Raw genomic sequence first — 20,809 nt, forward strand, 5'->3', positions numbered from 1 at the left:
TGAAGAATCGGGACAATCGGGGTAGTCCTCGACTAAAGTCGTAGTTCTGGCATGCAAGCGTTGGCTTGTCCCGGCAATCGAGTCAATCCTAGCATGAGGACAACGGCGAGGGGCGGGGGACCTTCGATTTTTCGCGAGGATGTGAGCGATCCTTACCGATCGTTCATTCGCGAGCCGGGGCTGCAGATTTTCCGACGGACTCCCGCAATCGCACCAGTCGCGCCTGCCCGCATGCAGGCCGGCGCGCTGCATAATAATGTGGGAAGGATCCCGAGATGAACACCTGGAATCAAATCTACAACCCGCTGGGCAATGCGGCGCTGTCGACGGTCGCGGCCGCCATTCCCGTGGTCACGCTGCTGGTGCTGATCGCCAGCGGCAAGGTGAAGGCGCACATTGCGGCCATCATCGCCGTGATCGTGACCAACCTGATCACGATCTTCGTCTTCACCATGCCGGCCAACATGTCGATCCGCGCCACCCTGCTCGGCGTGATCACCGGGTTCTTCCCGATCGGCTGGATCGTGCTCAACGTCATCTTCCTCTACCAGGTCACGGTGAGGTGCGGGAAGTTCGAGCTGCTCAAGCGCGCGGTCGGCGGCGTCACCGAGGACCGGCGGTTGCAGCTGCTGTTGATCGCGTTCTCGTTCGGCGCCTTCTTCGAGGGCGCCTCCGGGTTCGGCACGCCGGTCGCGATCACCGGCGCGGTGCTGATCGGGCTCGGCTTCTCGCCGCTCGCTGCGTCCGGCCTGTCGCTGATCGCCAACACGGCACCCGTTGCCTACGGTGCGCTCGGCACGCCGATCCAGGGCCTCGCCTCGGTCACCGGGCTCGACCCCTACATCCTCGGCGCGATGGTCGGCCGGCAGCTGCCGCTGTTCTCGCTGATCGTGCCGTTCTGGGTGGTGTGGGCGTTTGCCGGCTGGCGCGGCATGAAGGAGGTATGGCCAGCGATCCTGGTCACCGGCGTGTCGTTTGCGGTCCCGCAATTCGTGATCTCGAACTACATCAATCCCTGGATCGTCGACATCGGCGCCTCGCTGATTTCGATGGGCGCCCTGATCCTGTTCCTGAAGGTCTGGCAGCCGCGGCAGCTCTGGCTGTCGCCGGCGCTGCGCGGCCGCGATGAATCGGCGGCGACGATGGCCGCCGCACCTCCGCTCGACAAGACGCCGCTGACCCAGAGTGAAATGTGGAGCGCGCTGCTGCCGTGGATCATCGTCTGCATCCTGATGCTGATCTGGGGCAACGGTGCCTTCAAGGCCTGGGCGAACGCCAACTTCGTCTGGAACTATCCGGTCCCCGAGCTCGACAAGTTGATCTTCAAGGTGCCGCCGGTGGCCGCCAAGCCGACGCCGGAAGGCGCCGTGTTCGGCTTCACCTATCTGTCGTTCACCGGCACCGGCATGCTGATCGCCGCGATCATCTCGGGTCTGTTGATGGGCTTCTCGCCGCTCAAGCTGATCGCCGAGTATGGCCGCACCATCCGCATCTGCGCGATCTCGCTGATCACGATCTCGGCGATGCTGGCGATCGGCACGCTGACCCGGCTGTCCGGCGTCGATGCCACGCTCGGCCTCGCCTTCGCGGCGACCGGCGTGCTCTATCCCTTCTTCGGCACCTTGCTCGGCTGGCTGGGCGTGGCGCTGACCGGATCGGATACCGCGTCGAACGTGCTGTTCGGCAATCTGCAGAAGATCACCTCCGAGCAGCTCGGCCTGTCGCCGATCCTGATGGCGGCGGCGAACTCCTCGGGCGGCGTGATGGGCAAGATGATCGACGCGCAATCGATCGTGGTCGCCTCGACCGCGACCAACTGGTACGGCCACGAGGGCTCGATCCTGCGCTACGTGTTCCTGCACTCGATCGTGCTGGCGTGTCTGGTCGGTCTGTTCGTGACCCTGCAGGCCTATGTCTATCCGTTCACGATGCTCGTGCTGAAATAGCGCCACGACGCGTCTGGCGAACCAGGAATCCCCGCGAGCGGACAGCTCGCGGGGATTTGCTTTTCAGGCACATTTTCCGGCAATGCCAATCTGGCCAATCGCGTTCTGCTCCCATAGAAGGGGCCGCAGTTGCGCGTCGCATTTCGAGGATTGGCATGATTTCGATGAGGCGAGGTTTGAACGGCGGCATCGCCGCGTTGGCGCTGGTTGCCGCGGCTCTCGGCGCGGGGCCGGCGCGGGCCGAGGAGGAGTTCCCGTTCGGCTTCGTGATGACGCTCGACGCCGCGCGCATGCCGGGCTCCAAGCGGATTCCCTCGATCGAGGTCGGCGACAATGGCGAGGTGATCCTCGAGCTGTGGTGCGACGGCGGCAAGGGCCAGTTTTCGGTGGCCGGCAACACCATCGTCTTCGTTCCCGGCGCGATGGAGAACCGCACCTGCACGCCGGAGCGGGCGCAGGCGGACAAGGATCTGCTGGCGGCGCTCGGCGACATGACGGGCTGGCGGCGGCACGGTGACGAGGTGACCTTCACCGGCAGCAAGTCGCTGCGTTTCGTGATCAACAGCAACTAAAGCGTTATCGAGCGAAGCGGACGGCGGTTCGCGTCAAGGAAACGCGTCAAGACAAAACGCTCAGGGCGTTGCGATCAGTCCGCTTGCGGTGGCGACGATCCAGCGGTTGCCCCAGCGCACGATGGAATCGACCCGTCCCAGGCCGGGCACGACATCGCCGCGCGCGGCCATCTTGACGCCTTCGGGCCCCTCGAGCACGGCGGTGCCGTCGCGGACTTCGACCACCGACCATCCGGGAATCGTGCTCGGCCGCGTCTCCGGCGCCGCCGCCTGCTTCGGCCCCAATGCGGCGGCCTGTGCATTCAAGGTCGTCGGCGCGGCGCCCAAGGCGAGCGGACGCGGGCTGGCCGGCGCGGTCCTCGGAATGCTGCCGGTGACGACGGGGTCGGCGTTGGACGCGGCCCGGCGCGGGCCCTCGTTCTTTCGGATCGGCGCCACCTCCGCAATGTGCGAGGCCGGCGCTTCCTTCTGGGCCACCGGCACCGGGGCGGGAGCTGCAAGGTCGTGCCAGTTGGCTCCGCCGGTCCATCCCAGCACGAAGCTTGCGGCGAGTGCGGTCGCTGCCAAGAGCGCGGTGCCGATGCGGTCGGCAAACGGCTCCCGCAGCAGCAGGGCGGCGTCATGGTTCTCGCCGGTGACATCCCAGAGGTCCGCCGTCTGTGCCGGCGAATGACCCTCCGTCACATCTGTCGGCCAGATGCTCGCAGCGTTGATCGGCTCGCGGTCTTGCATGGCGTGACCTGTGTTCGATGGCGCGAAGCATGATCCTCGAAACTAAATCGAGCCTTAATTTTCGGTGACCGAACTGCGGCGGCACGAAGTCTTTTGGTCGCAGGTCCCCGTAGATGCCCGGGTATCTTCCGCACCAGCGGTCGTTTCCGGACGTCGTCCCCGCAAAGCGGGTCGTCGCGGCGCGCGGGCGGGGCTATAGCGGTCGCATGCTCGATTTCGCCGCACAATATGCAGCCTTCCAGCGCCGCGACCCGGCATGGGACGGCGTCGTGTTCGTCGCGGTCAAGACCACCGGCGTGTATTGCCGCCCGGTCTGCCGGGCGCGCACGCCGCTCGCGCGCAATGTGCGGTTCTATGGCAGCGCGGCGTCGGCCGAGCGTGCTGGCTTCCGGCCCTGCCTGCGCTGCCGTCCCGAGGCGGCGCCGTTCTGCCCGGCCTGGAAAGGCACCAGGACCACCGTCGAGCGCGCCCTGGCGCTGATCGAGGGAGGCGCGCTCGACCGCGGCAATGTCGAAGCGTTGGCGGTGCGGCTCGGCGTCGGCGCGCGGCATCTGTCGCGTCTGTTCGCCGAGCATCTCGATGCCTCGCCGCTCCAGGTCGCGCTTTCGCTGCGCGTGCAGCGCGCCAAGCGCCTGATCGACGGCAGCGAACTGCCGCTTGCGTTGGTGGCGCAGCATGCCGGCTTCTCCAGCGCGCGGCGCATGAATGCCGCATTCGCAAAACTCTACGGCCGCTCCGCCGCGTCGCTGCGGCGCAAGCGGCCAGCCGTCACGATGCAATAAACCCCGGTGGAGATCGGCAATGGCCAAGAGCTACGGCACCGTCAGTGCGGAACAGAAGCTTAAGATGAGCGGCCTCGCATTCGTGCAGGGCCTCGCCAGCGGCGCATTGCCGCTCAACACCATTGCGCGGACACTCGGTTATGACGTCGCCGAAGCCGAGCGCGGCCGCGTTGTCGTCACGCTGGTGCCGACCGACGCGCATCTCAATCCGGCGGGCACCGTGCATGGCGGCCTCACCGCGACGCTGCTCGACAGCTGCATGGGGCTTGCGGTGCAGTCGACGCTCGATGCCGGCACCAGCCAGACCACGCTCGAGTTCAAGATCTCGCTGGTGCGTCCGATCACGCCCGACACCGGTCCGATCAGGGCGGAAGGCAATGTGCTCAATTGCGGCCGTCGCATCGGCACCGCCGAAGGCAGGGTCACCGACGAGCAGGGCCGGCTGCTCGCCCACGGCACGACGACGTGCCTGATCTTCCCGTCTTGACGCAAATTGCGGCCGCGAGACCGCGCCGGCGCTGCATCGGGAGATACGATGCCGGCGCAGCAATATTGGAATGCCTCCAGCAAGCCTGCGGCTTAGAGACTTTCAAGTTCACCGCGCCGATCGATTGCGTTACCCGAACGCGCATCATGCGCGTTCGGGTAGTCATGATGCGATCGTCGATGGAGCCATGCTCCGGCCGTGCTCAGCGCGGCCCCTCCGGATATCCCGGCATGTTGTTCCAGCCGTCGGGCAGCTCGCCGCCCGGCCGCGACGCGGCTCCGTCGCTTTCGGGCAAACGAATGAGGCCGAGCTGAAGCATGGCGGTGATCGCATCTTCCTGTCCGAGCTCTTCGGCGATCCGTCCGTCTTGCACGCGCAGCACGGTGGTGCCGGCGAACGTCATCTTGCGGCCGGAGGCCGCGGGCAACGAGCCGAGGCGGAAATCGCTGAACGCAGGTCCCGTGTGCGTGCCGCCGCCTTCCCAGCGGCCGACGACGAGATCGCCTTCCGCGACGAGATCGCCGACGCCCCAGAAATTGAGATCCGGAAAGGCTTCGCGAAATTCGGTCATGAACTGCGTGACCGCGGCGCGGCCCTTCTTTGGTTCGTGCATCGGGTAATGCACGACAATGTCTGCTGTGGCGAGCTCGTTGATGATGCGCGGATTCCAGGGGTTGCCCCAGAACTCCTTGAACCACCGGCCGACGACGTTTTTGTTTTCCTCTGACATCTCTTCGTCTCCATTTGCGCGTTGCCGGTATCGCGACCGGCGCTCTCTCGATGCGCGCAGTGAACATTTGGAGGCGTGTCTCGCACCACCCGATTTCAGATCGGGCGAGCGATCGAGTTTCAGACGAGATTCCGCTGTGTCGATATGGCGCTTAGCACCGCTTCTCGAGCGTCGTCGCGGAATCGGGAAGCGGGTGGCTCGCGAAAGACGAATGCGAGAATCTGATTGCGATGAACGCAGGAGAACATCATGCGCAACTTCGATGCGATCGCCGCGCTGCGCGGCGACGGACTTCGTCCCGAGCTGCGGGCGCTGCTCGATCGCGCTGCGATCGAGCCTCGTTCCGAATTGTTCGTCAGAAGCGACGGGATGCTTCAGTCCGGTCCGGACGCCACCCCGAAGGCCGTGCGCGACAACGTCGTGCCGCTGAAGACGAAGGCGGCTTAACTCACGACAGCGGCGGCCTTACCGCCACACCGACTTGTCGGCGTCCCAGCGCTGGCCCTTGAACTCCTTGAGCAGCGCGTTGATTGCGCCGTTGTCGTCCCTGGTCTCGCTGCCTTCCTCGTCGCTGCTGGAATTGTCGGAAAGATTGAGCTTGGCGCCGGCGCTGTCGTCCGATGTCGAGACCGTGGGGCTAGAGACCCACAGCATCAGCCGGTCAGAGCTGCCGGGTTTGTCGGGCGAGACCAGGGCAGTGACCTCGTAATTCTGCGTGAGGCCGAGCGCCGGGTAAATCGCGCTGGGCCGCTTCAGCACCAGCTTGAGCTTGCCGGTGTTCGCGTTCCACGTCGCCGAGGCGGGCTTTGCGGCAAGCGTCTTCGCCAGCACGCCCGCGATCGCCGATGCCAGCTTGTCCTTGTTGATCTTGTCGCCCTCGCGCCAATCGGCGGCAGCAAAGCGGATGGTGCGGTCCATTTCGACCACCCCGCTGGTCCAGCCGGCCGCGGTCACGCCGGGCGCGGATTTCGCCTTGGCGAGCAGCGCGCTCGCGTGCTCGGGGTCGACGGTGAGGTTGATGGTCTGCTCGCCGGAGCGCATCGCGTCGCAGGTCACCGCGAGGCTGGAGGTGCCGATCTCGACGGCCTCGCCCTTCAGGCTCTTGAGGAAATCCGCCGCCGCATCGAGCTTCACCCGCACACCGATCGATTCCGGCGAAACGTCGGTGAAATCCTTCGGCTGCGGCGTGATGCCGTCCTCGGTGGCCTGGTTGTCCTGGAATTCCTTCTCGCTGAGATCGGAATTGTCCGTCGAGGCGACCTCGGTCACGGTCTGGCCGATCGTGATCTGACCGCGGAACTCAAAGCCGTCGCCGGTCTGCTTGCGGTTCAGCTTGATGGTGACCGGCTGCTTGTCGGCGACGCTCTGGGCGGTGCCGGAAAGCGTCTGGCCGCTGACGGTCAGGTTGGCGACGAAGCGGTCCTTGCGGTCGGAGCTCTTGTCGGCCGGATAGCAGACGTCGAGCACGGCCGCGGTCACGGTCTTGCCCTGGCGGGTTTCCTTCAGCACGACGTCGGCATTGCCGTCCATCAGGCCGTCGATCGAGGTGAAATAGCGCGTCTCGGGGCCACCAGCGGGAGCCGCCTTCGATTGCAGCTTCATCTGGGCGAGGGCAGGCGCCGAGGTGACGGCAAGGCCGAGCAGCAGGAGCGGGAGCGCGCGCATACGATAAGTCCTCGAAGGGCAGAATCGGTTCCGTCGTAACTAGCAAACCTCCATGTCATTGGCCAAAAAAGAAGGCCGCCTAACGGCGGCCTCGCGCCGCGATCGCGGTCATATGCGTTCGTCCGGTTCCTCGCCGCCCTCCAGTCGGCCGCGCAGCACCATGACGACCCGGCTCACGGTTTCGAGGTCCTTCATCGACAGCCCGTCGGCGAGGCCGTTCACCCAGGGCAGCTGCAGGCGCATGGCCGCGTCGAAGCTTTGCCGCCCCTTGGCGGTCAGCACGACGAGCTGGGCGCGGCGGTGATGCGGATTGGTCTCGAAGGCGACGAGCCCGTCCCGTTCGAGGTCGTTGACGATCCGCTGCACGTTCTGTCTGGCGGCGCCGAGGTCGCGCGCCAGCCATGCGACCGGTTGCGGGCGCTCTGTGGCGACGATGGCGCCGAGGATCTGCCAGCGTGCGCTGGTCAGCCCGAGCCCGGCCACCAGCCGGTCGCCCGATGTGAACAGCAGGCTGTTGAGCCTGAACAGGTCGGGAATCAGGGTGCTCAGGGCTTCGCCCGCCGGCGTTCGTTTTGCATTCGGCATTTGTCACCATATAAACGTATTGACATCATAATGTCAATTTCTATATGTATCCATCGGAACGGAATGACATCATAACACCATATCGAACGGAGCCAACCATGCCGCAGATGCGCCCCCTGGACCCCGCTTTCCCGATCGACCGCCAGCTCGCGGTCGAGGCCAGCAACGTCGTGCTCGTCAACCTCTTCACGCTCGATGCGGCCGACGAGGACACGTTTCTCAAGGCCTGGCAGGACGACGCCGCCATCATGAAGCGGCAGCCGGGCTTCATCTCGACCCAGCTGCACCGCGCGCTCGGCGAGAGCCCGGCCTATCTGAACTACGCGGTCTGGGAATCGACCGCCGCCTTCCGCGCCGCCTTCATGAACCCCGAGTTCAGGGCCAAGCTTTCGGCCTATCCGGCCTCTGCGGTGGCCTCGCCGCATCTGTTCCAGAAGGTGGCGGTCCGGGGTGTGTGCGTGGGGTAACGGACTGTCAGGCCGTCGCGTCAAGGATCGCTCAGCTGTGCACCAGCATGCCGACACCGAGCGTGGCGGCAGCGGCCAGAAACGATATGTCCAGAAACCGCAGCGGCGCTTTCGGACGATGACCGGCAGAACCGGAAATGACGTAATAGACGCCATAACCCGCGCCGAGGACGACGAACGTCAGCGTTTGCCTGAGCCAGAACATCAAGACGACCGCAAGATCATCGATGCTGTCCAGGGCATAGGCGCCGACCGCGAGCAACGTGCCGATCGCGTAGAACAGCACGAGCGTTGACGTCAGTGATTTGGCGTCGCGGGACATCAGATGATCCTTGCATCCCGATCGTAATCAAACTGCAAAAAAGAAGGCCGCCCGGAGGCGGCCTTCGATCTCGATGGGGACGTAAGAGGCTTAGAAGCCGCCCATGCCGCCCATTCCACCCATGCCGCCGCCGCCCGGCATTGCCGGCGCCGCGTCCTTCGGCAGTTCGGCGACCATGGCTTCGGTGGTCACGAGCAGGCCGGCCACGGAGGAGGCGTCCTGCAAGGCGGTGCGCACCACCTTGGCGGGGTCGATGATGCCCTTGTCGACCATGTCGACATAGTCCTCGGTCTGCGCGTCGAAGCCGAAGGTCTCCGACTTGTTCTCGAGGATCTTGCCGACCACGATCGAGCCCTCGATACCGGCGTTCTCCGAGATCTGGCGGACCGGAGCTTCCAGCGCCTTGAGCACGATGTTGATGCCGGCCTGGACGTCGGCATTCGGGTTGGTGAGCCGGCCGACCGCCTTCTTGGCGCGCAGCAGCGCGACGCCGCCGCCGGGCACAATGCCTTCCTGCACCGCGGCGCGGGTCGCGTTCAGCGCGTCCTCGACACGGTCCTTCTTCTCCTTGACCTCGACCTCGGTCGCGCCGCCGACCTTGATCACCGCAACGCCGCCGGCGAGCTTGGCGAGGCGTTCCTGCAGCTTCTCACGGTCGTAGTCCGAGGTGGTCTCCTCGATCTGCGCCTTGATCTGGCCAACGCGGGCGTCGATGTCCTTCTTCTTGCCGGCGCCCTTGACGATCGTGGTGTTCTCCTTGTCGATCACGATCTTGCCGGCGCGGCCGAGCATGTTCACCGTGACGTTCTCGAGCTTCATGCCGAGGTCGTCGGAGATCAGCTGACCGCCGGTCAGGATCGCGATGTCCTCCAGCATCGCCTTGCGGCGATCGCCGAAGCCCGGCGCCTTGACGGCGGCGACCTTGAGCCCGCCGCGCAGGCGGTTGACGACCAGGGTCGCCAGCGCCTCGCCCTCGACGTCCTCGGCGAGGATCAAGAGCGGACGGCCCGACTGCACCACGGCTTCCAGCACCGGCAGCATCGCTTGCAGGCCGGACAGCTTCTTCTCGTGCAGCAGGATGTAGGCATCCTCGAGCTCGGCGGTCATCTTCTCGGCGTTGGTGATGAAGTAGGGCGACAGATAGCCGCGGTCGAACTTCATGCCCTCGACGATATCGACCTCGGTCTCGAGCGACTTGTTCTCCTCGACGGTGATCACGCCCTCGTTGCCGACCTTCTGCATCGCCTGCGCGATCATCTTGCCGATCGCGGCATCGCCATTGGCCGAGATGGTGCCGACCTGGGCGACTTCGGACGAGGAGGCGACCGGCTTGGCGCGCTTCTCGATGTCCTTGATCACGGCCGCGACCGCGGTGTCGATGCCGCGCTTGAGGTCCATCGGGTTCATGCCGGCGGCGACCGACTTGGCGCCCTCGCGGACGATGGCCTGCGCCAGCACGGTCGCGGTGGTGGTGCCGTCACCGGCGGTGTCGTTGGTCTTGGAAGCGACCTCGCGCAGCATCTGCGCACCCATGTTCTCGAACTTGTCGTCGAGCTCGATCTCCTTGGCGACGGTGACGCCGTCCTTGGTGATGCGGGGAGCGCCGAAGCTCTTCTCGATGACGACGTTGCGGCCCTTGGGGCCGAGCGTCACCTTCACGGCGTTGGCGAGCACGTCGACACCGCGCAGCATGCGGTCGCGGGCCTCTCCGGCGAATTTTACGTCCTTGGCAGCCATTGATTTGAACTCCTGTCAGTTTTGAGAGACGCGCTTGCCGTTTCCGCGCTCGTCATCGCCGGGCTTGACCCGGCGATCCATCGCCTTGGTAAGAACTCTTCGGAAGCGTGATGGATGCCCGGATCAAGTCCGGGTATGACGATGCGAGTGGTGCGGTCGCGCGGTTGAATGGCGATCAGGCCAGCACGCCCATGATGTCGGACTCCTTCATGATCAGGAGCTCCTGGTTGTCGAGCTTGACCTCGGTGCCCGACCATTTGCCGAACAGCACGCGGTCGCCGACCTTGAGGTCGATCGGGATCAGCTTGCCGGCCTCGTCGCGGCCACCCGGGCCGACGGCGACGATCTCGCCCTGGGACGGCTTCTCCTTCGCCGAGTCCGGAATGATGATGCCGCCCTTGGATTTCTCCTCGGCATCGATACGCTTGACCACGACGCGGTCGTGCAGGGGGCGGAAGGTGGATTTAGCCATGACGTTCCCTCTTGGCTCGGTTTCAGGTCCGGTTCATCGGGACCGGCGTTGGATGCCGGCCCGGTCGGCGCTGGGCAGGACGCCCGACGCTCTTAGCAATCGTGGTGCGAGAGTGCTAATTGTGGGCCGGGAAATATGGCTTGGCGCAGTTTCTGTCAAGCAAACGGGTTAAGGCCTTGGTGAGGCCAATATAGGATGGTGGACCAGAAACCAAATCGTAGCGATGACGTAATTTTGTCAGACGTCATTGCTCCGTCTTAAGTTTTACGCTTGGCTGCAGGACGGGTGCGGCCGGGACATAGTCGGGGGATGCATATGATCAGGTCATTCAACGCGCGATTGGTCGCACGGTTCGCGGCTGTTTCGGCGCTGACGACACTCTTGGGGGCGTGCGGCAGCATGAGCCTGCCGTCGTTGTCGTCGAACCCTGAGCCGGCGCCAGCCGAGCCGGGAGTGGCCCCCGAAATGCCCGCGAGCATCCGCGCCGACGAGATCGTCGGCCGCTGGGGTCTCGCCTCGTTCCAGAATCCTGCCGATCGCGCCCGCACCGAGGCCGCCGCGCGCGGCCAGTGCAAGCAGCCTTACGTGATCGGCGCCGGCCAGAACGGCGGCGTCATCATGCATCTGGCCGACCAGGCCACCCCGCAGGAACTGCGGCTGAAGGGTTCCCCGAGCGGCAAGAACTATATCGGCCCGCCTGGACCGACGCCCGGCGAGCAGGACCGCGAGATCGTCTCGTTCGACGGCCGCGTCATGATCACCCGCTTCGTGGACAAGGATGCCGGGGTCCGCTACGGCAACATGGTCTACGTCCGCTGCGCCCCGAGGGCGTAACGGCGAGCTACTTCAGCATGAGATAGCGCCGCATCGGGGTGCACCTCTTCCCTTGTGGAGAGGTCGGATTGCATCGTCAGATGCAATCCGGGTGAGGGGTCTCCCTCCGCGAGTGACCCTTTCGAGATTTGAGTAGGCGGCGACATCCCCTCATCCGGCGCGGATTGCATCCGCGCCACCTTCTCCCACAAGGGGAGAAGGGAAGGAGACCCGAAAACGCGGCCTTATCGCCGCACGCCAACCCGATTGACGCCGCCATTCAAATTGCCGCCCGCATTGTGACGGACCGCAGCGCGCGCCACCGGACGAGGCCTGAGCACGACGCCCGCCCTCGCAACGCAGCCTGCCGGATAACCGACATACGTGCAGTAAATCACGGCGTTGGCCGGTGCTGGACTGAGAGCGGCGCCTGCAAACCCCAACATCAGGCTCGCCGCTATTCCCGCAACCGTCACGGACTTGGCTGGAACAATGTTCGTCCGACGCATGGTGATCCTCCTCATCGCGGGCGGGCCAAAGATGGTGCGCCGTTTCGGGCGCGGCCCAACCTATGCGCGGCAAGGGACGGATCGGATTGACGTAGATCAACGCCCGCGCGCGGCTGTACGTCCGCGAGTGAAGGCGGCAACGGCAGCACGAGGACGGCACGACGTCTGGTGACCCCTCCCGGGGTGGGCTCGCCCAAACAAAGACGCCGGCCCGAGGGCCGACGTTTTTCGTCTTGATCTGACGAACCTCAGTTGAACATCGCGTCGATGTCGTCCTGCGAGGCGTGGCCGGCGTCGCCGTCGAGCTTCGGGCCGTTGAGCAGGCGCGCATCGCCCTCGCGCGTGTCGACGATCGCCGGGACGTGCGACTTGATCGCGTCGACGCCGCCCCAGATGTTCATCATCTCGTTGATGTGCTGTTCGATGAACTTCATCGTCTGCATCACCTTGCTGATGCGCTGGCCGGTGAGGTCCTGGAAGTTGCAGGCCTCGAAGATCGAGACCACGCGCTCCTGAATATCTTCGCTGAGTCGCTTCTGCTGGTCGGGCGTGACGTTGTTTGCCAGCGCGGTCGCGGCCTGGTCGATCGCCTCCACCGCCTCGAGGATCTGCTGGGTGGCCTGTTCAGTGCCGCCGACCACGGCGCCGAGTTCGCCATTGACCTTGGCCATCTCCTCGCCGTTGAAGCTCTTGCCGTGCAGCACGGCGATCTCGCGCTTGGTGCGGCTGATCGCGTCGTGAATCAGGTCGAGCTCGACCTTGAGCTTCTCGCACTGTTCGACCTGCGCACGGTAGGTCTCGAGCAGCGCGTGGGTCTCGGCGACCTCGCGGGCGACCGCCGCATCGACGCTGTCGCCGGTGCGCTGTGCCGGGGCTGCGGCCATCTGGGCGCGGATCGAGCGAAGCTCGGCCATGATCTCGCGATGCATCGGACCGAGATCGGCGCCGCTGGAAACATCCGGCTCCGGCATCACAACCTCACCCATCGCCTGCTCGACACGAAAACGCTTGCGCTTCACTGACATGATTTCCCGCCCCTTCACTGAAGTCCGTTCTAGACAGAGCGGATTTAACGTCAGGTTCACGCCGGAACTGTTTGCGCGCATAGCGCGCAAGCGCGGCGATACCGGCGATTAACTATGTCGCCACGCCGTTCACGCAAAATAAACGCTGTCACGGAAAACCGCGCTCCATTGCCGATGTGGTGAATCGAAACGGCCGATCCGTTTACCAAACCGATGCGGTTTTCATTGCTTATTGACCACGTGCAACGGCGCAAAGTCGGCGCCTCGCGCATCACGTCACGACGAAACCAGTACAGAGTACGTCGATGTTCAGGAAAACCACGCTTGCGCTGCTCGCCGGCGCGTCTTCTCTTATTGCCGTTCCCCATCATGCCATGGCAATCGACGCGGCAGCGCCCGCCGGGCCCGCCGTCATCTATGCCAATCAGGGTGCTCCGCAGCCGCCGATGCGCACCGCCTATGTGCAGCCGCAGCGCTCCAACATGGGCGGCGGCTTCATCGAATTCCTGTTCGGCGATGCGCCGTCGTCGCAGGGTTATTCACCGCAGCCGATGTATCAGCAGCAGCCCGGCTATTACGGCAACCGTCAGCTGCCGCCGATGGATCCGCAGCAGCAGATGCTGCGGCAGCAGGAAGAGGCCGCGGGCGATCCGGCGCAGCGTCCGTTCGATCCAAGATACGAGAAGCAGCTGGTCGACTATTCCGGCAGGGAAAGCGCCGGCACCATCGTCGTCGATACGCCGAACAAGTTTCTCTATCTGGTGCAGGGCGACGGCCGCGCGCTGCGCTACGGTATCGGCGTCGGCCGGCCCGGCTTCACCTGGGCGGGCGTGAAGACGATCTCGGCCAAGAAGGAGTGGCCGGCCTGGACGCCGCCGCCGGAAATGCTGGCGCGCCGTCCCGATCTGCCGCGGCACATGGAGGGCGGCCCGGAAAATCCGCTCGGCGCCCGCGCGATGTATCTGGGCTCCTCGCTCTACCGCATCCACGGCTCCAACGAGCCCTGACGATCGGCACCAACGTTTCGTCCGGCTGCATCCGGATGCGCAACGAGGACGTCATCGACCTCTACGGCCGCGTCAATGTCGGCGCCAGGGTCGTCGTGATGTGAAGTTGTAGCCCGGATGGAGCGAAGCGAAATCCGGGACAGCGAGCCGCACGATGCGTCAACCTCCCCTTGAAAAGGGCAGGTCGCTTTGCTCAACAGAGCAAAGCGGGTGGGGATCATCTCTCTCGACGAGCAGCGGCGTTTGTGGCTGACCCCCATCCCGACCTTCCCCCTTTCAGGGGGAAGGAGAACAGCTTCTGCCCAGGCTACGACTGATCAAAATAAACGGCCGCTCGATGGAGCGGCCGTTTGTGTTTCAGGTGAGACGCTTACGCGTAATTGCTGTCGTCACCGTCTCCGCCGCCGTCGAAGCCGTCGTCATCATTGTCGAAGTCGTCGGCGTCTTGATCATCGTCACTGTCCCGGTCGGCCTGCGCTTGGTCGAACGCGCCGGCGCGCGAGCCGCTGTCGCGGTTGGAGCCGATGTCGTTGACCCCGGCGTCGCGCGCGAGGTCGCTCGACGACTGGTCGCCGCCCCAAGGACGCGAACTGCCGCCGAGGCCGCCGGCATCGGCCATCGACTGGTGGCTGCCGCCACCCATCATGCCGCGGATGCTGGAGAGCAACAGTCCGCCGCCGACCACGCCGGCCGCGGCCGCCGCCGCCGTGCCGAGGAACGAGCCGCCACCGCCACCCGGCGCGCCGCCGAGCGCCGGCGGCTGCGGGCCGCCATAGCCCTGGCCGTAGGGTTGAGCGGGCTGGCCGTAAGGCTGGCCATAGCCGCCGCCGGCCTGCTGCATCGCCTGGCCCGAGTTCCAGACCGGGCGGCTGCCCGGATCGCGGCCGCCCATGTCGGGCGCCCGCACCGGCGGCACCGAACCATGTTGCTGGCCCTGTCCGCCGAAGATCGCATCGCGCATCGAATCAAGGAAACCGCCGCCCTGCTGCTGGGCTCCCTGCTGCTGGCCGACCGCGGCCTCGAGTTCCTGGATCCGGTCGTGGGCGCGCTTCAGCGCCTCGTCCTGCACCAGCGCGGTCTGCACCAGCGCGTAGACCGCATTCGGCGCGCTGCGCAGGCCCTGCATGATCGCGGACATGGCCTCGCCGTCGCGCGGGGCATTCTCCAGCTTGGCGAGCCGGTCGAAGAGATCGTCGATCAGTTGGCGTTCTTGCGGTGTCATGGCGTTCTCCATCGCGTCGATCGAATCGGCGCGTCCGAGATGTAGGACGGGGTTTGTGGCGCAAGGAGTGGGGGCCAGAATTAAATTTATGTATGCGACAATACGACCGGCGGCTTTTCGTGAACCCTATCAGGCCAGTGTAACTTTATTCAGGGCCAGCAGCGCGGGGAAATCGTCGCCTGCCAGATAGGCATGCTCGGTCTCGCGCTGCGTCGTCAGCGGGTCGAGGCTCTTCAGCGTTTCATCGACGAAACCTGGATGGCACATCACGAGCCCGTCCTCCGGCATGCCGTCGAGGAAGCCCTGCATCAGCGCCGCGAAATCATTGCCGCGCGTAAAATCATAGGCGCCGGCGAAGGCCGGATTGAACCGCAGGCCTGCTCGCTGCGCCTTGATCCGGAATTGCGTGCTGAGCACGTTCAGCACCAGCGCCTTCGGCGCCGCCAGCTGGCGCGCCAGCGGGCCTTCGCGGCCGCACTGCCGCACCCAGGCGCCCGGCGCGCGCTCCTTCACGGCGCGCAGGAAGCCGTCGCGCACCTGCGGGAACAGCTGCGCGTGCTGGTGACCGTCGACGAAGTCGGGTACGCGGCCGAACAGATCATGGAAGGCGTCGAGCTGCGCCAGCACCTCGGCATGGACCAGTTCGGCGTCGAGCCGATGCATCAGCCCGGCGCGCAGCAGCCGCGGGAAGGGCAGGAACATGTCGCTGTCGAGCGGGCGGAAATGCATCGTCAGCGGCCGGAACGGCGCGGTCAGCGTCACATGCAGCCCGATCGCGCAGCGCGGGCTGTTCGCCACCGACGCCGTGAGTGCGCTGGCCGCATCGCGGCCGATCGCCGGCGTCACCGTCATCACCGACGTCGCATTGAGGCGGCCGCGCTCGATCAGGTCGCGGATCGCGCGGTTGACGCCGTCGCTCAAGCCATAATCGTCAGCACACAGCCAGATCCGGCGCGGCGTATCGGTGTTCATTCCGCGGCGGTCCGCTCGGAGGCATTTTGCGCCGCGCCGCCGTCGGCGTGCTTCTCGGTGTGCTCGGCGACGAAGTAGATCGGCCGTGCCTTCAGCTCGGAGAGGATCTTGCCGATATATTCGCCGACGATGCCGATCATGATCAGCTGCACGCCGCCGATCGTCATCATGCCGATCATCAGCGACGGATAGCCGGGGACCTGCTTGCCGGTGGTCAGCACTTCCCACAGGATCGAGAGGCCGAACAGGAACGCCACGCCGGCGAGCAGCGCGCCGAGCAGGCTGGCGAAGCGCAGCGGCGCCACCGAGAACGAGGTCAGGCCCTCGATCGACAGACCGATCAGCCGGCCGGCATTGAAGGTGGTGACGCCATGCGCGCGCGGCGCCGGCTCGTAGTCGACGCGGATCTGCCGGAAGCCGATCCAACTGGCGAGGCCCTTGAAGAAGCGGTTGCGCTCCGGCAATTGCCGCAGCGCCGCGGCCGCGCGCGGCGACAGCAGACGGAAGTCGCCGGCATCCTCCGGAATTTGCTGCCGGGCGCCCCAGTTGATCAGCGCGTAGAAGCCGCGCACGGCCAGCCGCCGCGCGGCCGATTCATTGTCGCGATGCGCCTTCGCCGTGTAGACCACGTCGTAGCCGTCATCGATCCAGTGCGCGACCAGTTGCTCCACCAGCGTCGGCGGATGCTGGCCGTCGCCATCCATGAACAGCACCGCGCCGCGGCGGGCGTGGTCGAGGCCGGCCATCAGCGCCGCCTCCTTGCCGAAATTGCGCGACAGCGACACCACCTGCAGGTCGAGCCCGTCGGCGGGCAGGCCGCGCGCGATCATCAGCGTGTTGTCCGCGCTGCCGTCATCGACATAGATCACCTCGCAGGCGAGGCCATAGCGGGCGCGCAGCGTCTTGGCGAGGTTGATCAGCCGCTCATGCAACGCAGCAAGCCCGGCCGCCTCGTTGTAGACGGGCACGACGATCGACAGACCCTGCCCGGCGGCGGTCTTGGCGGTCGTGGTCAGGCTGGAAACGTCAGAGCCCAGCATCATCGGTCAGGTTCCAGAACTAGAGCGTTTTCGAGCGAAATGGCCTTCCGCCTCGCACGAAGAAACCGCGTCAAAACGAGAGATCCCTCGAACACAATATGGTACCGCAGGGTAGCTGTCGCCAACATGAACGGCGTGGCCGCCTCATTGTCGCAGGAACGCCTCGAGCCTGGCGAACAGCGGGTTCTCGCGGTCGAACACATAGTCCAGCGACACCACCGACACGGTTTCGGCGCCGTGCTCGCGCAGGAAGCTGCCGAGCGCGTAGAGCTTGCCCGGTGGGCAGTGCAGCGTAAGCATGCCCGACGAGGTCGGGCCGCCGAACGGGGCGACCACGCCGAAACGGTTATGCGCCTCGGAGAGCAGCGCATCGTTGCAGCCGGCGAAGCGGGTGCGGACCTCACGATACTTGCTGGCGCGGGCGCGCGCAGCGATGTGGTCGAGGATCACGCGCGCGGTCTCGCGGGCGCCCTTCGACCAGTCGGCATCCTTGGACGCCACCAGATTGGCCTGGCTGCGCAGCATGACGCCGTCGTCGAGCACCTTGAGCCCGTTGGCGGCAAGCGTCGCCCCGGTGGTCGTGATATCGACGATCAGTTCGGCGGTTCCGGCGGCGGGCGCGCCCTCGGTGGCGCCGGCGCTTTCGACGATGCGGTAGTCGCCGACGCCGTGCCTGGCAAAGAAGCCGCGCGTCAGATTGATGTATTTGGTCGCCACCCGCATGCGGTGATTGTGCTGCTCGCGGAAGCCGGACGCTACGTCGTCGAGATCGGCCATGGTGCGGACGTCGATCCACGCCTGCGGCACCGCGACCACGACATTGGCATAGCCGAAGCCGAGGCCTTCGATCATCAGCACGCGCTTGTCGGCATCGGGAATGCTCTCGCGCACCAGGTCCTCGCCGGTGACGCCGAGATGCACCGAGCCGCGGGCCAGATCGGCCGCGATCTCGCTCGCCGAGAGATAGGCGATCTCGACATTGTCGACGCCTGCGATGGTGCCGCGATAGTCCCGGGCGCCGCCGGCCTTCGACAAGGTCAGCCCGGCGCGGGCGAAGAAGCTTTCGGCGTTTTCCTGCAGCCGCCCCTTGGAGGGCACGGCGACGACGAAGGGCGTGCTCATTGGGCGGCTCCGAAGGAGGTGGCCTGGCCATGCCGGGTCATCGCCTCGATCCAGACCGAGAAGCCGACCGCAGGGATCGGGGCCGCCGAGCCGAGCTGCGTCATCAGCCCGTCATAGCGTCCGCCGGCGACCAGCGGCTCGGCGCCGTTGCCCTTGGCGTGCAGCTCGAACTCGAAGCCGGTGTAATAGTCGAGGCCGCGGCCGAACGCGGTGGAGAACCGGGTCTTTCGGATGTCGATGCCGCGCGCGGCCATGAAGCCGATACGGCTCTCGAGCTGGTCGATCGCGACTGCAAGGTTCAGCTGGGCGTCGCCAGCCAGCGCGCGCAATTGCGCGACCGCGTCGTCGGGATCGCCCGCGATCGCCAGGAAGCGCTTGATGGTCGCGACCGCATCGCGCGGCAGCGCGCCGCCCTTCAGCGTCGATTGCTCGAGGAAACGGTCGGCGATCTCGGCCACGGTGCGGCCGCCGACATTGGTGGTGCCGGCGATCGACATCAGATCGGTGACCAGCGCCAGCGCCGCCTTGCGGTCCGAGCCGGCCAGCGCAGCGAGCACGCCCTCATATTCGTTGCGGCCCGGTGCCGTCTTGAGCGCCAGCTGCTCGATGTCGTCGGTCAGCGAGACCTTGCGGTTGAAGTCCTTGATCAGCCGGCGCCGCCACACCGGATAGAGGTCGAGCGCATCGATCAGCGCGTTGAACAGCGCGACGTCGCCGGTGCGGATCTCGACGTCCTTCAACCCGAACGCCGTGGTCGCCTCCAGCGCCAGCGCCAGCATCTCGGCATCGGCCGCGGCGCGGTCCTGCCGTCCGAACGATTCGATGCCGGCCTGCAGGAACTGGCTCGGCGCGCCGCCGCGATAACGGAACACCGGGCCGAGATAGCTGAAGCCGGCGGGCTGGCCGGCGCGGGCAGAGGCGAGGTAGTCGCGCGCCACCGGGATCGTGAGGTCCGGGCGCAGGCAGAGCTCCTCGCCGCTCAGGTCGGTCGTCAGGTACAGGCTCTTGCGGATGTCCTCGCCGGAGAGATCGAGGAACGGCTCGGCCGGCTGCAGGATCGCGGGCTCGGACCTCTGATAGCCGGCCTGCGCGAACGAGGCCAGCAGCGCATCCGCCCAAACGGCGGATCCGGCGGCGGATCGTGGTGCGGCAGCTTCGGTCATCTCGACGTCCAATTCGCTCCGAAATCGCGTTCCAGAGCGGGTTCCATGGGTGATGTTTGCGGAGCCCTTAGCACGGTCGGCCCATGCTTTCGACAGGGATCGGCCAAGTGGCTTAATGATTGGGTTCGTTAACGATTTTGCGACGACTTGGCTAGGGGCAGATGTTTGTCCTCGGCTTTCATCGGGCAAACGAGCTGCAGGTTCCGTCATCCTGAGGCGCGAGCCTTGCGGCGCAATTGCGCCGCTGGGCGAGCCTCGAAGGTTCGACGGCCGCCAGCCGGGCCGTGCATCCTTCGAGGCTCGCCGAAGAGGCTCGCACCTCAGGATGACGGGGAGGGAGTGTGTGGCCCATTTCCTCGCCAATCCCCCAGAGCCGCCTGCACCAGCGCCAGCGCGGCGACGGCGGCGGTGTCGGCGCGCAGGATGCGCGGGCCGAGGGCGAGGCGGAGGATGGCGGGCTGGCGCAGCAGCAGCGCGCGCTCCTCCTCGGCAAAGCCGCCTTCCGGACCGATCAGGACATCGATCCCGGCATTCGCAGCCGTTGCCGCCGCCAGCGCCTGCACCGGGCTTTCGACCTCGGCCGCCTCGTCGCAAAACACCAGCAGCCGCGCCGGGTCGCGGCCCGCCAGGAAACGTTCGAGGGGCAGGGGATCGGCGACTTCGGCGAGCGAGATGATCCCGCATTGCTCGGCGGCCTCGACCGCATTGGCGCGCATCCGCTCGCCGTTGACCCGCGACACCTGGGTGAAGCGTGTCAGCACCGGCACCAGCCGCGCGGCGCCCATCTCGACCGCCTTCTGCACCATGTAATCGAGCCGCGCATGCTTCAGCGGCGCGAACACATAGGTGACGTCGGGCAGGCGGTCCTGTGCGCGGGTCTGTGCCGCGACCGTCAGCGTGTCGGGGCGCTTGCGGCCGGAAATCTCGGCGCGCCATTCGCCGTCACGCCCGTTGAACACCAGCACGCTGTCGCCGGCGCCGAGCCGCAGCACGTTGCCGAGATAGTTGCTCTGATCGCGTTCGAGCGGAACGGTTGCGCCGGCGCCGAGCGGGGCGTCGACAAACAGGCGGGGGCTGCGGAAATCGAGTTCAGGCATATCCGAGGCGGCTTCAGTGCGGTGTGGCCAGTTTACCAAACTGCGCGACACCGTAATCCCGCGGACTCCTCAGGAACTCGCCAGCCAGGTAATATTGAGCGTCGATATATTGCTTCTGTCACCAAGTCATTTCTTTAGTCCAAGGGGCCGCTTGCACGCGGTCCCTTTTGCTGTTCGGTCGCCCGCGGCGTCGGCCCATGAATCCAAACCGGGGCCTTACCGAAAATCCTGTTCAGGCAAATTTGATGGTCCATTTTACCGCCGTTCGTAGCCTAAAGGCTTAGAATCGGGGAACAATTTAATATGGCCGGTGTGGCCCTACGCCGCGCTGTCGCCCAAATC

General features: G+C 65.8%; 22 protein-coding genes and 1 pseudogene. 8 read left to right on the top strand and 15 right to left on the bottom strand.

What is annotated here, in order from left to right:
- The first annotated feature begins 275 nt into the window (after positions 1-275).
- Both ACSKB9_RS30415 and ACSKB9_RS30420 read left to right on the top strand, forming a co-directional pair.
- The gene (locus ACSKB9_RS30415; protein WP_438077717.1) at positions 276-1,946 is read left to right on the top strand and encodes an L-lactate permease; all 1,671 of its coding nucleotides are present in this window, start codon (positions 276-278) and stop codon (positions 1,944-1,946) included.
- Between the two features lie 155 nt (positions 1,947-2,101).
- Positions 2,102-2,518 carry an META domain-containing protein gene (locus ACSKB9_RS30420; protein WP_438077719.1) on the top strand — a complete coding sequence of 139 codons (417 nt, stop codon included), beginning with the start codon at positions 2,102-2,104 and terminating at the stop codon, positions 2,516-2,518.
- A gap of 60 nt (positions 2,519-2,578) precedes the next feature.
- On the opposite strand, the gene ACSKB9_RS30425 is transcribed toward ACSKB9_RS30420, so the two are convergent.
- The gene (locus ACSKB9_RS30425; RefSeq protein WP_438077721.1) at positions 2,579-3,250 is read right to left on the bottom strand and encodes a hypothetical protein; all 672 of its coding nucleotides are present in this window, start codon (positions 3,248-3,250) and stop codon (positions 2,579-2,581) included.
- Positions 3,251-3,456: 206 nt separating this feature from the next.
- Here ACSKB9_RS30425 and ACSKB9_RS30430 point away from each other — a divergent pair, with 206 nt between their 5' ends.
- Together ACSKB9_RS30430 and ACSKB9_RS30435 are read left to right on the top strand one after the other, a co-directional pair.
- Positions 3,457-4,032, top strand: a complete 576-nt coding sequence (locus ACSKB9_RS30430) for a bifunctional transcriptional activator/DNA repair enzyme AdaA (protein WP_438080470.1) — start codon at positions 3,457-3,459, stop codon at positions 4,030-4,032.
- A 19-nt stretch (positions 4,033-4,051) separates the two neighbouring features.
- Complete coding sequence (locus ACSKB9_RS30435) at positions 4,052-4,519, top strand: PaaI family thioesterase (protein ID WP_057018094.1); 468 nt, start codon at positions 4,052-4,054, stop codon at positions 4,517-4,519.
- A gap of 202 nt (positions 4,520-4,721) precedes the next feature.
- On the opposite strand, the gene ACSKB9_RS30440 is transcribed toward ACSKB9_RS30435, so the two are convergent.
- Entirely contained in the window at positions 4,722-5,249 is a 528-nt protein-coding gene (locus ACSKB9_RS30440; RefSeq protein WP_168856535.1) for an ester cyclase, read from the bottom strand.
- A 249-nt stretch (positions 5,250-5,498) separates the two neighbouring features.
- Between ACSKB9_RS30440 and ACSKB9_RS30445 the strand changes: the two genes are divergently transcribed.
- Positions 5,499-5,696 (top strand): hypothetical protein, encoded by a 198-nt coding sequence (locus ACSKB9_RS30445; RefSeq protein WP_076827533.1) that lies wholly within the window; start codon positions 5,499-5,501, stop codon positions 5,694-5,696.
- A gap of 18 nt (positions 5,697-5,714) precedes the next feature.
- Here the strand turns inward: ACSKB9_RS30445 and ACSKB9_RS30450 are convergent, their stop codons facing one another.
- Both ACSKB9_RS30450 and ACSKB9_RS30455 read right to left on the bottom strand, forming a co-directional pair.
- Complete coding sequence (locus ACSKB9_RS30450) at positions 5,715-6,914, bottom strand: hypothetical protein (protein WP_438077723.1); 1,200 nt, start codon at positions 6,912-6,914, stop codon at positions 5,715-5,717.
- A 108-nt stretch (positions 6,915-7,022) separates the two neighbouring features.
- The gene (locus ACSKB9_RS30455) at positions 7,023-7,499 is read right to left on the bottom strand and encodes a MarR family winged helix-turn-helix transcriptional regulator (RefSeq protein ID WP_438077725.1); all 477 of its coding nucleotides are present in this window, start codon (positions 7,497-7,499) and stop codon (positions 7,023-7,025) included.
- A 98-nt stretch (positions 7,500-7,597) separates the two neighbouring features.
- Between ACSKB9_RS30455 and ACSKB9_RS30460 the strand changes: the two genes are divergently transcribed.
- Complete coding sequence (locus ACSKB9_RS30460) at positions 7,598-7,966, top strand: antibiotic biosynthesis monooxygenase family protein (protein ID WP_438077727.1); 369 nt, start codon at positions 7,598-7,600, stop codon at positions 7,964-7,966.
- A gap of 31 nt (positions 7,967-7,997) precedes the next feature.
- Here the strand turns inward: ACSKB9_RS30460 and ACSKB9_RS30465 are convergent, their stop codons facing one another.
- From ACSKB9_RS30465 to ACSKB9_RS30475, 3 genes are all read right to left on the bottom strand, one after another.
- Positions 7,998-8,288 (bottom strand): hypothetical protein, encoded by a 291-nt coding sequence (locus tag ACSKB9_RS30465; protein ID WP_168856539.1) that lies wholly within the window; start codon positions 8,286-8,288, stop codon positions 7,998-8,000.
- Positions 8,289-8,378: 90 nt separating this feature from the next.
- A complete protein-coding gene (groL, locus tag ACSKB9_RS30470) occupies positions 8,379-10,025 on the bottom strand; it encodes a chaperonin GroEL (protein WP_438077729.1) in 1,647 nt (548 codons plus the stop codon).
- A gap of 175 nt (positions 10,026-10,200) precedes the next feature.
- Positions 10,201-10,497 (bottom strand): co-chaperone GroES, encoded by a 297-nt coding sequence (locus tag ACSKB9_RS30475; RefSeq protein ID WP_018269780.1) that lies wholly within the window; start codon positions 10,495-10,497, stop codon positions 10,201-10,203.
- Between the two features lie 315 nt (positions 10,498-10,812).
- On the opposite strand from ACSKB9_RS30475, the gene ACSKB9_RS30480 reads away from it, so the two are divergent.
- Positions 10,813-11,331: a hypothetical protein gene (locus ACSKB9_RS30480; protein WP_026192247.1), complete on the top strand. Its 519-nt coding sequence runs from the start codon at positions 10,813-10,815 to the stop codon at positions 11,329-11,331.
- 224 nt (positions 11,332-11,555) lie between these two features.
- Here ACSKB9_RS30480 and ACSKB9_RS30485 read toward each other — a convergent pair whose 3' ends face one another.
- A complete protein-coding gene (locus ACSKB9_RS30485; protein WP_438077731.1) occupies positions 11,556-11,834 on the bottom strand; it encodes a hypothetical protein in 279 nt (92 codons plus the stop codon).
- A gap of 233 nt (positions 11,835-12,067) precedes the next feature.
- On the bottom strand, positions 12,068-12,844 hold the full coding sequence (locus tag ACSKB9_RS30490) for a protein phosphatase CheZ (protein WP_050384227.1): 777 nt from the start codon (positions 12,842-12,844) through the stop codon (positions 12,068-12,070).
- 305 nt (positions 12,845-13,149) lie between these two features.
- On the opposite strand from ACSKB9_RS30490, the pseudogene ACSKB9_RS30495 reads away from it, so the two are divergent.
- Positions 13,150-13,955: pseudogene (locus tag ACSKB9_RS30495) on the top strand (L,D-transpeptidase family protein).
- Positions 13,956-14,221: 266 nt separating this feature from the next.
- Here the strand turns inward: ACSKB9_RS30495 and ACSKB9_RS30500 are convergent.
- From ACSKB9_RS30500 to ACSKB9_RS30525, 6 genes are all read right to left on the bottom strand, one after another.
- Complete coding sequence (locus ACSKB9_RS30500; protein ID WP_438077733.1) at positions 14,222-15,073, bottom strand: DUF2076 domain-containing protein; 852 nt, start codon at positions 15,071-15,073, stop codon at positions 14,222-14,224.
- Positions 15,074-15,202: 129 nt separating this feature from the next.
- Positions 15,203-16,045, bottom strand: a complete 843-nt coding sequence (locus ACSKB9_RS30505) for a ChbG/HpnK family deacetylase (RefSeq protein WP_438077735.1) — start codon at positions 16,043-16,045, stop codon at positions 15,203-15,205.
- Positions 16,042-17,088 carry a glycosyltransferase family 2 protein gene (locus ACSKB9_RS30510; RefSeq protein WP_316395501.1) on the bottom strand — a complete coding sequence of 349 codons (1,047 nt, stop codon included), beginning with the start codon at positions 17,086-17,088 and terminating at the stop codon, positions 16,042-16,044. Before ACSKB9_RS30510 ends, ACSKB9_RS30505 begins: the two co-directional genes overlap by 4 nt.
- Positions 17,089-17,229: 141 nt before the next feature.
- On the bottom strand, positions 17,230-18,207 hold the full coding sequence (hisG, locus tag ACSKB9_RS30515; protein WP_438077737.1) for an ATP phosphoribosyltransferase: 978 nt from the start codon (positions 18,205-18,207) through the stop codon (positions 17,230-17,232).
- Positions 18,204-19,370, bottom strand: coding sequence for an ATP phosphoribosyltransferase regulatory subunit (locus ACSKB9_RS30520; RefSeq protein WP_438077739.1), 1,167 nt, complete (start codon positions 19,368-19,370; stop codon positions 18,204-18,206). The genes hisG and ACSKB9_RS30520 overlap by 4 nt, the downstream gene beginning before the upstream one ends.
- A gap of 320 nt (positions 19,371-19,690) precedes the next feature.
- A complete protein-coding gene (locus ACSKB9_RS30525; RefSeq protein WP_438077741.1) occupies positions 19,691-20,467 on the bottom strand; it encodes a 16S rRNA (uracil(1498)-N(3))-methyltransferase in 777 nt (258 codons plus the stop codon).
- Between the last annotated feature and the right edge of the window lie 342 nt (positions 20,468-20,809).

The organism is Bradyrhizobium sp. BR 1433, assembly GCF_051547665.1.
Classification (GTDB): Bacteria; Pseudomonadota; Alphaproteobacteria; order Rhizobiales; family Xanthobacteraceae; genus Bradyrhizobium; species Bradyrhizobium australafricanum.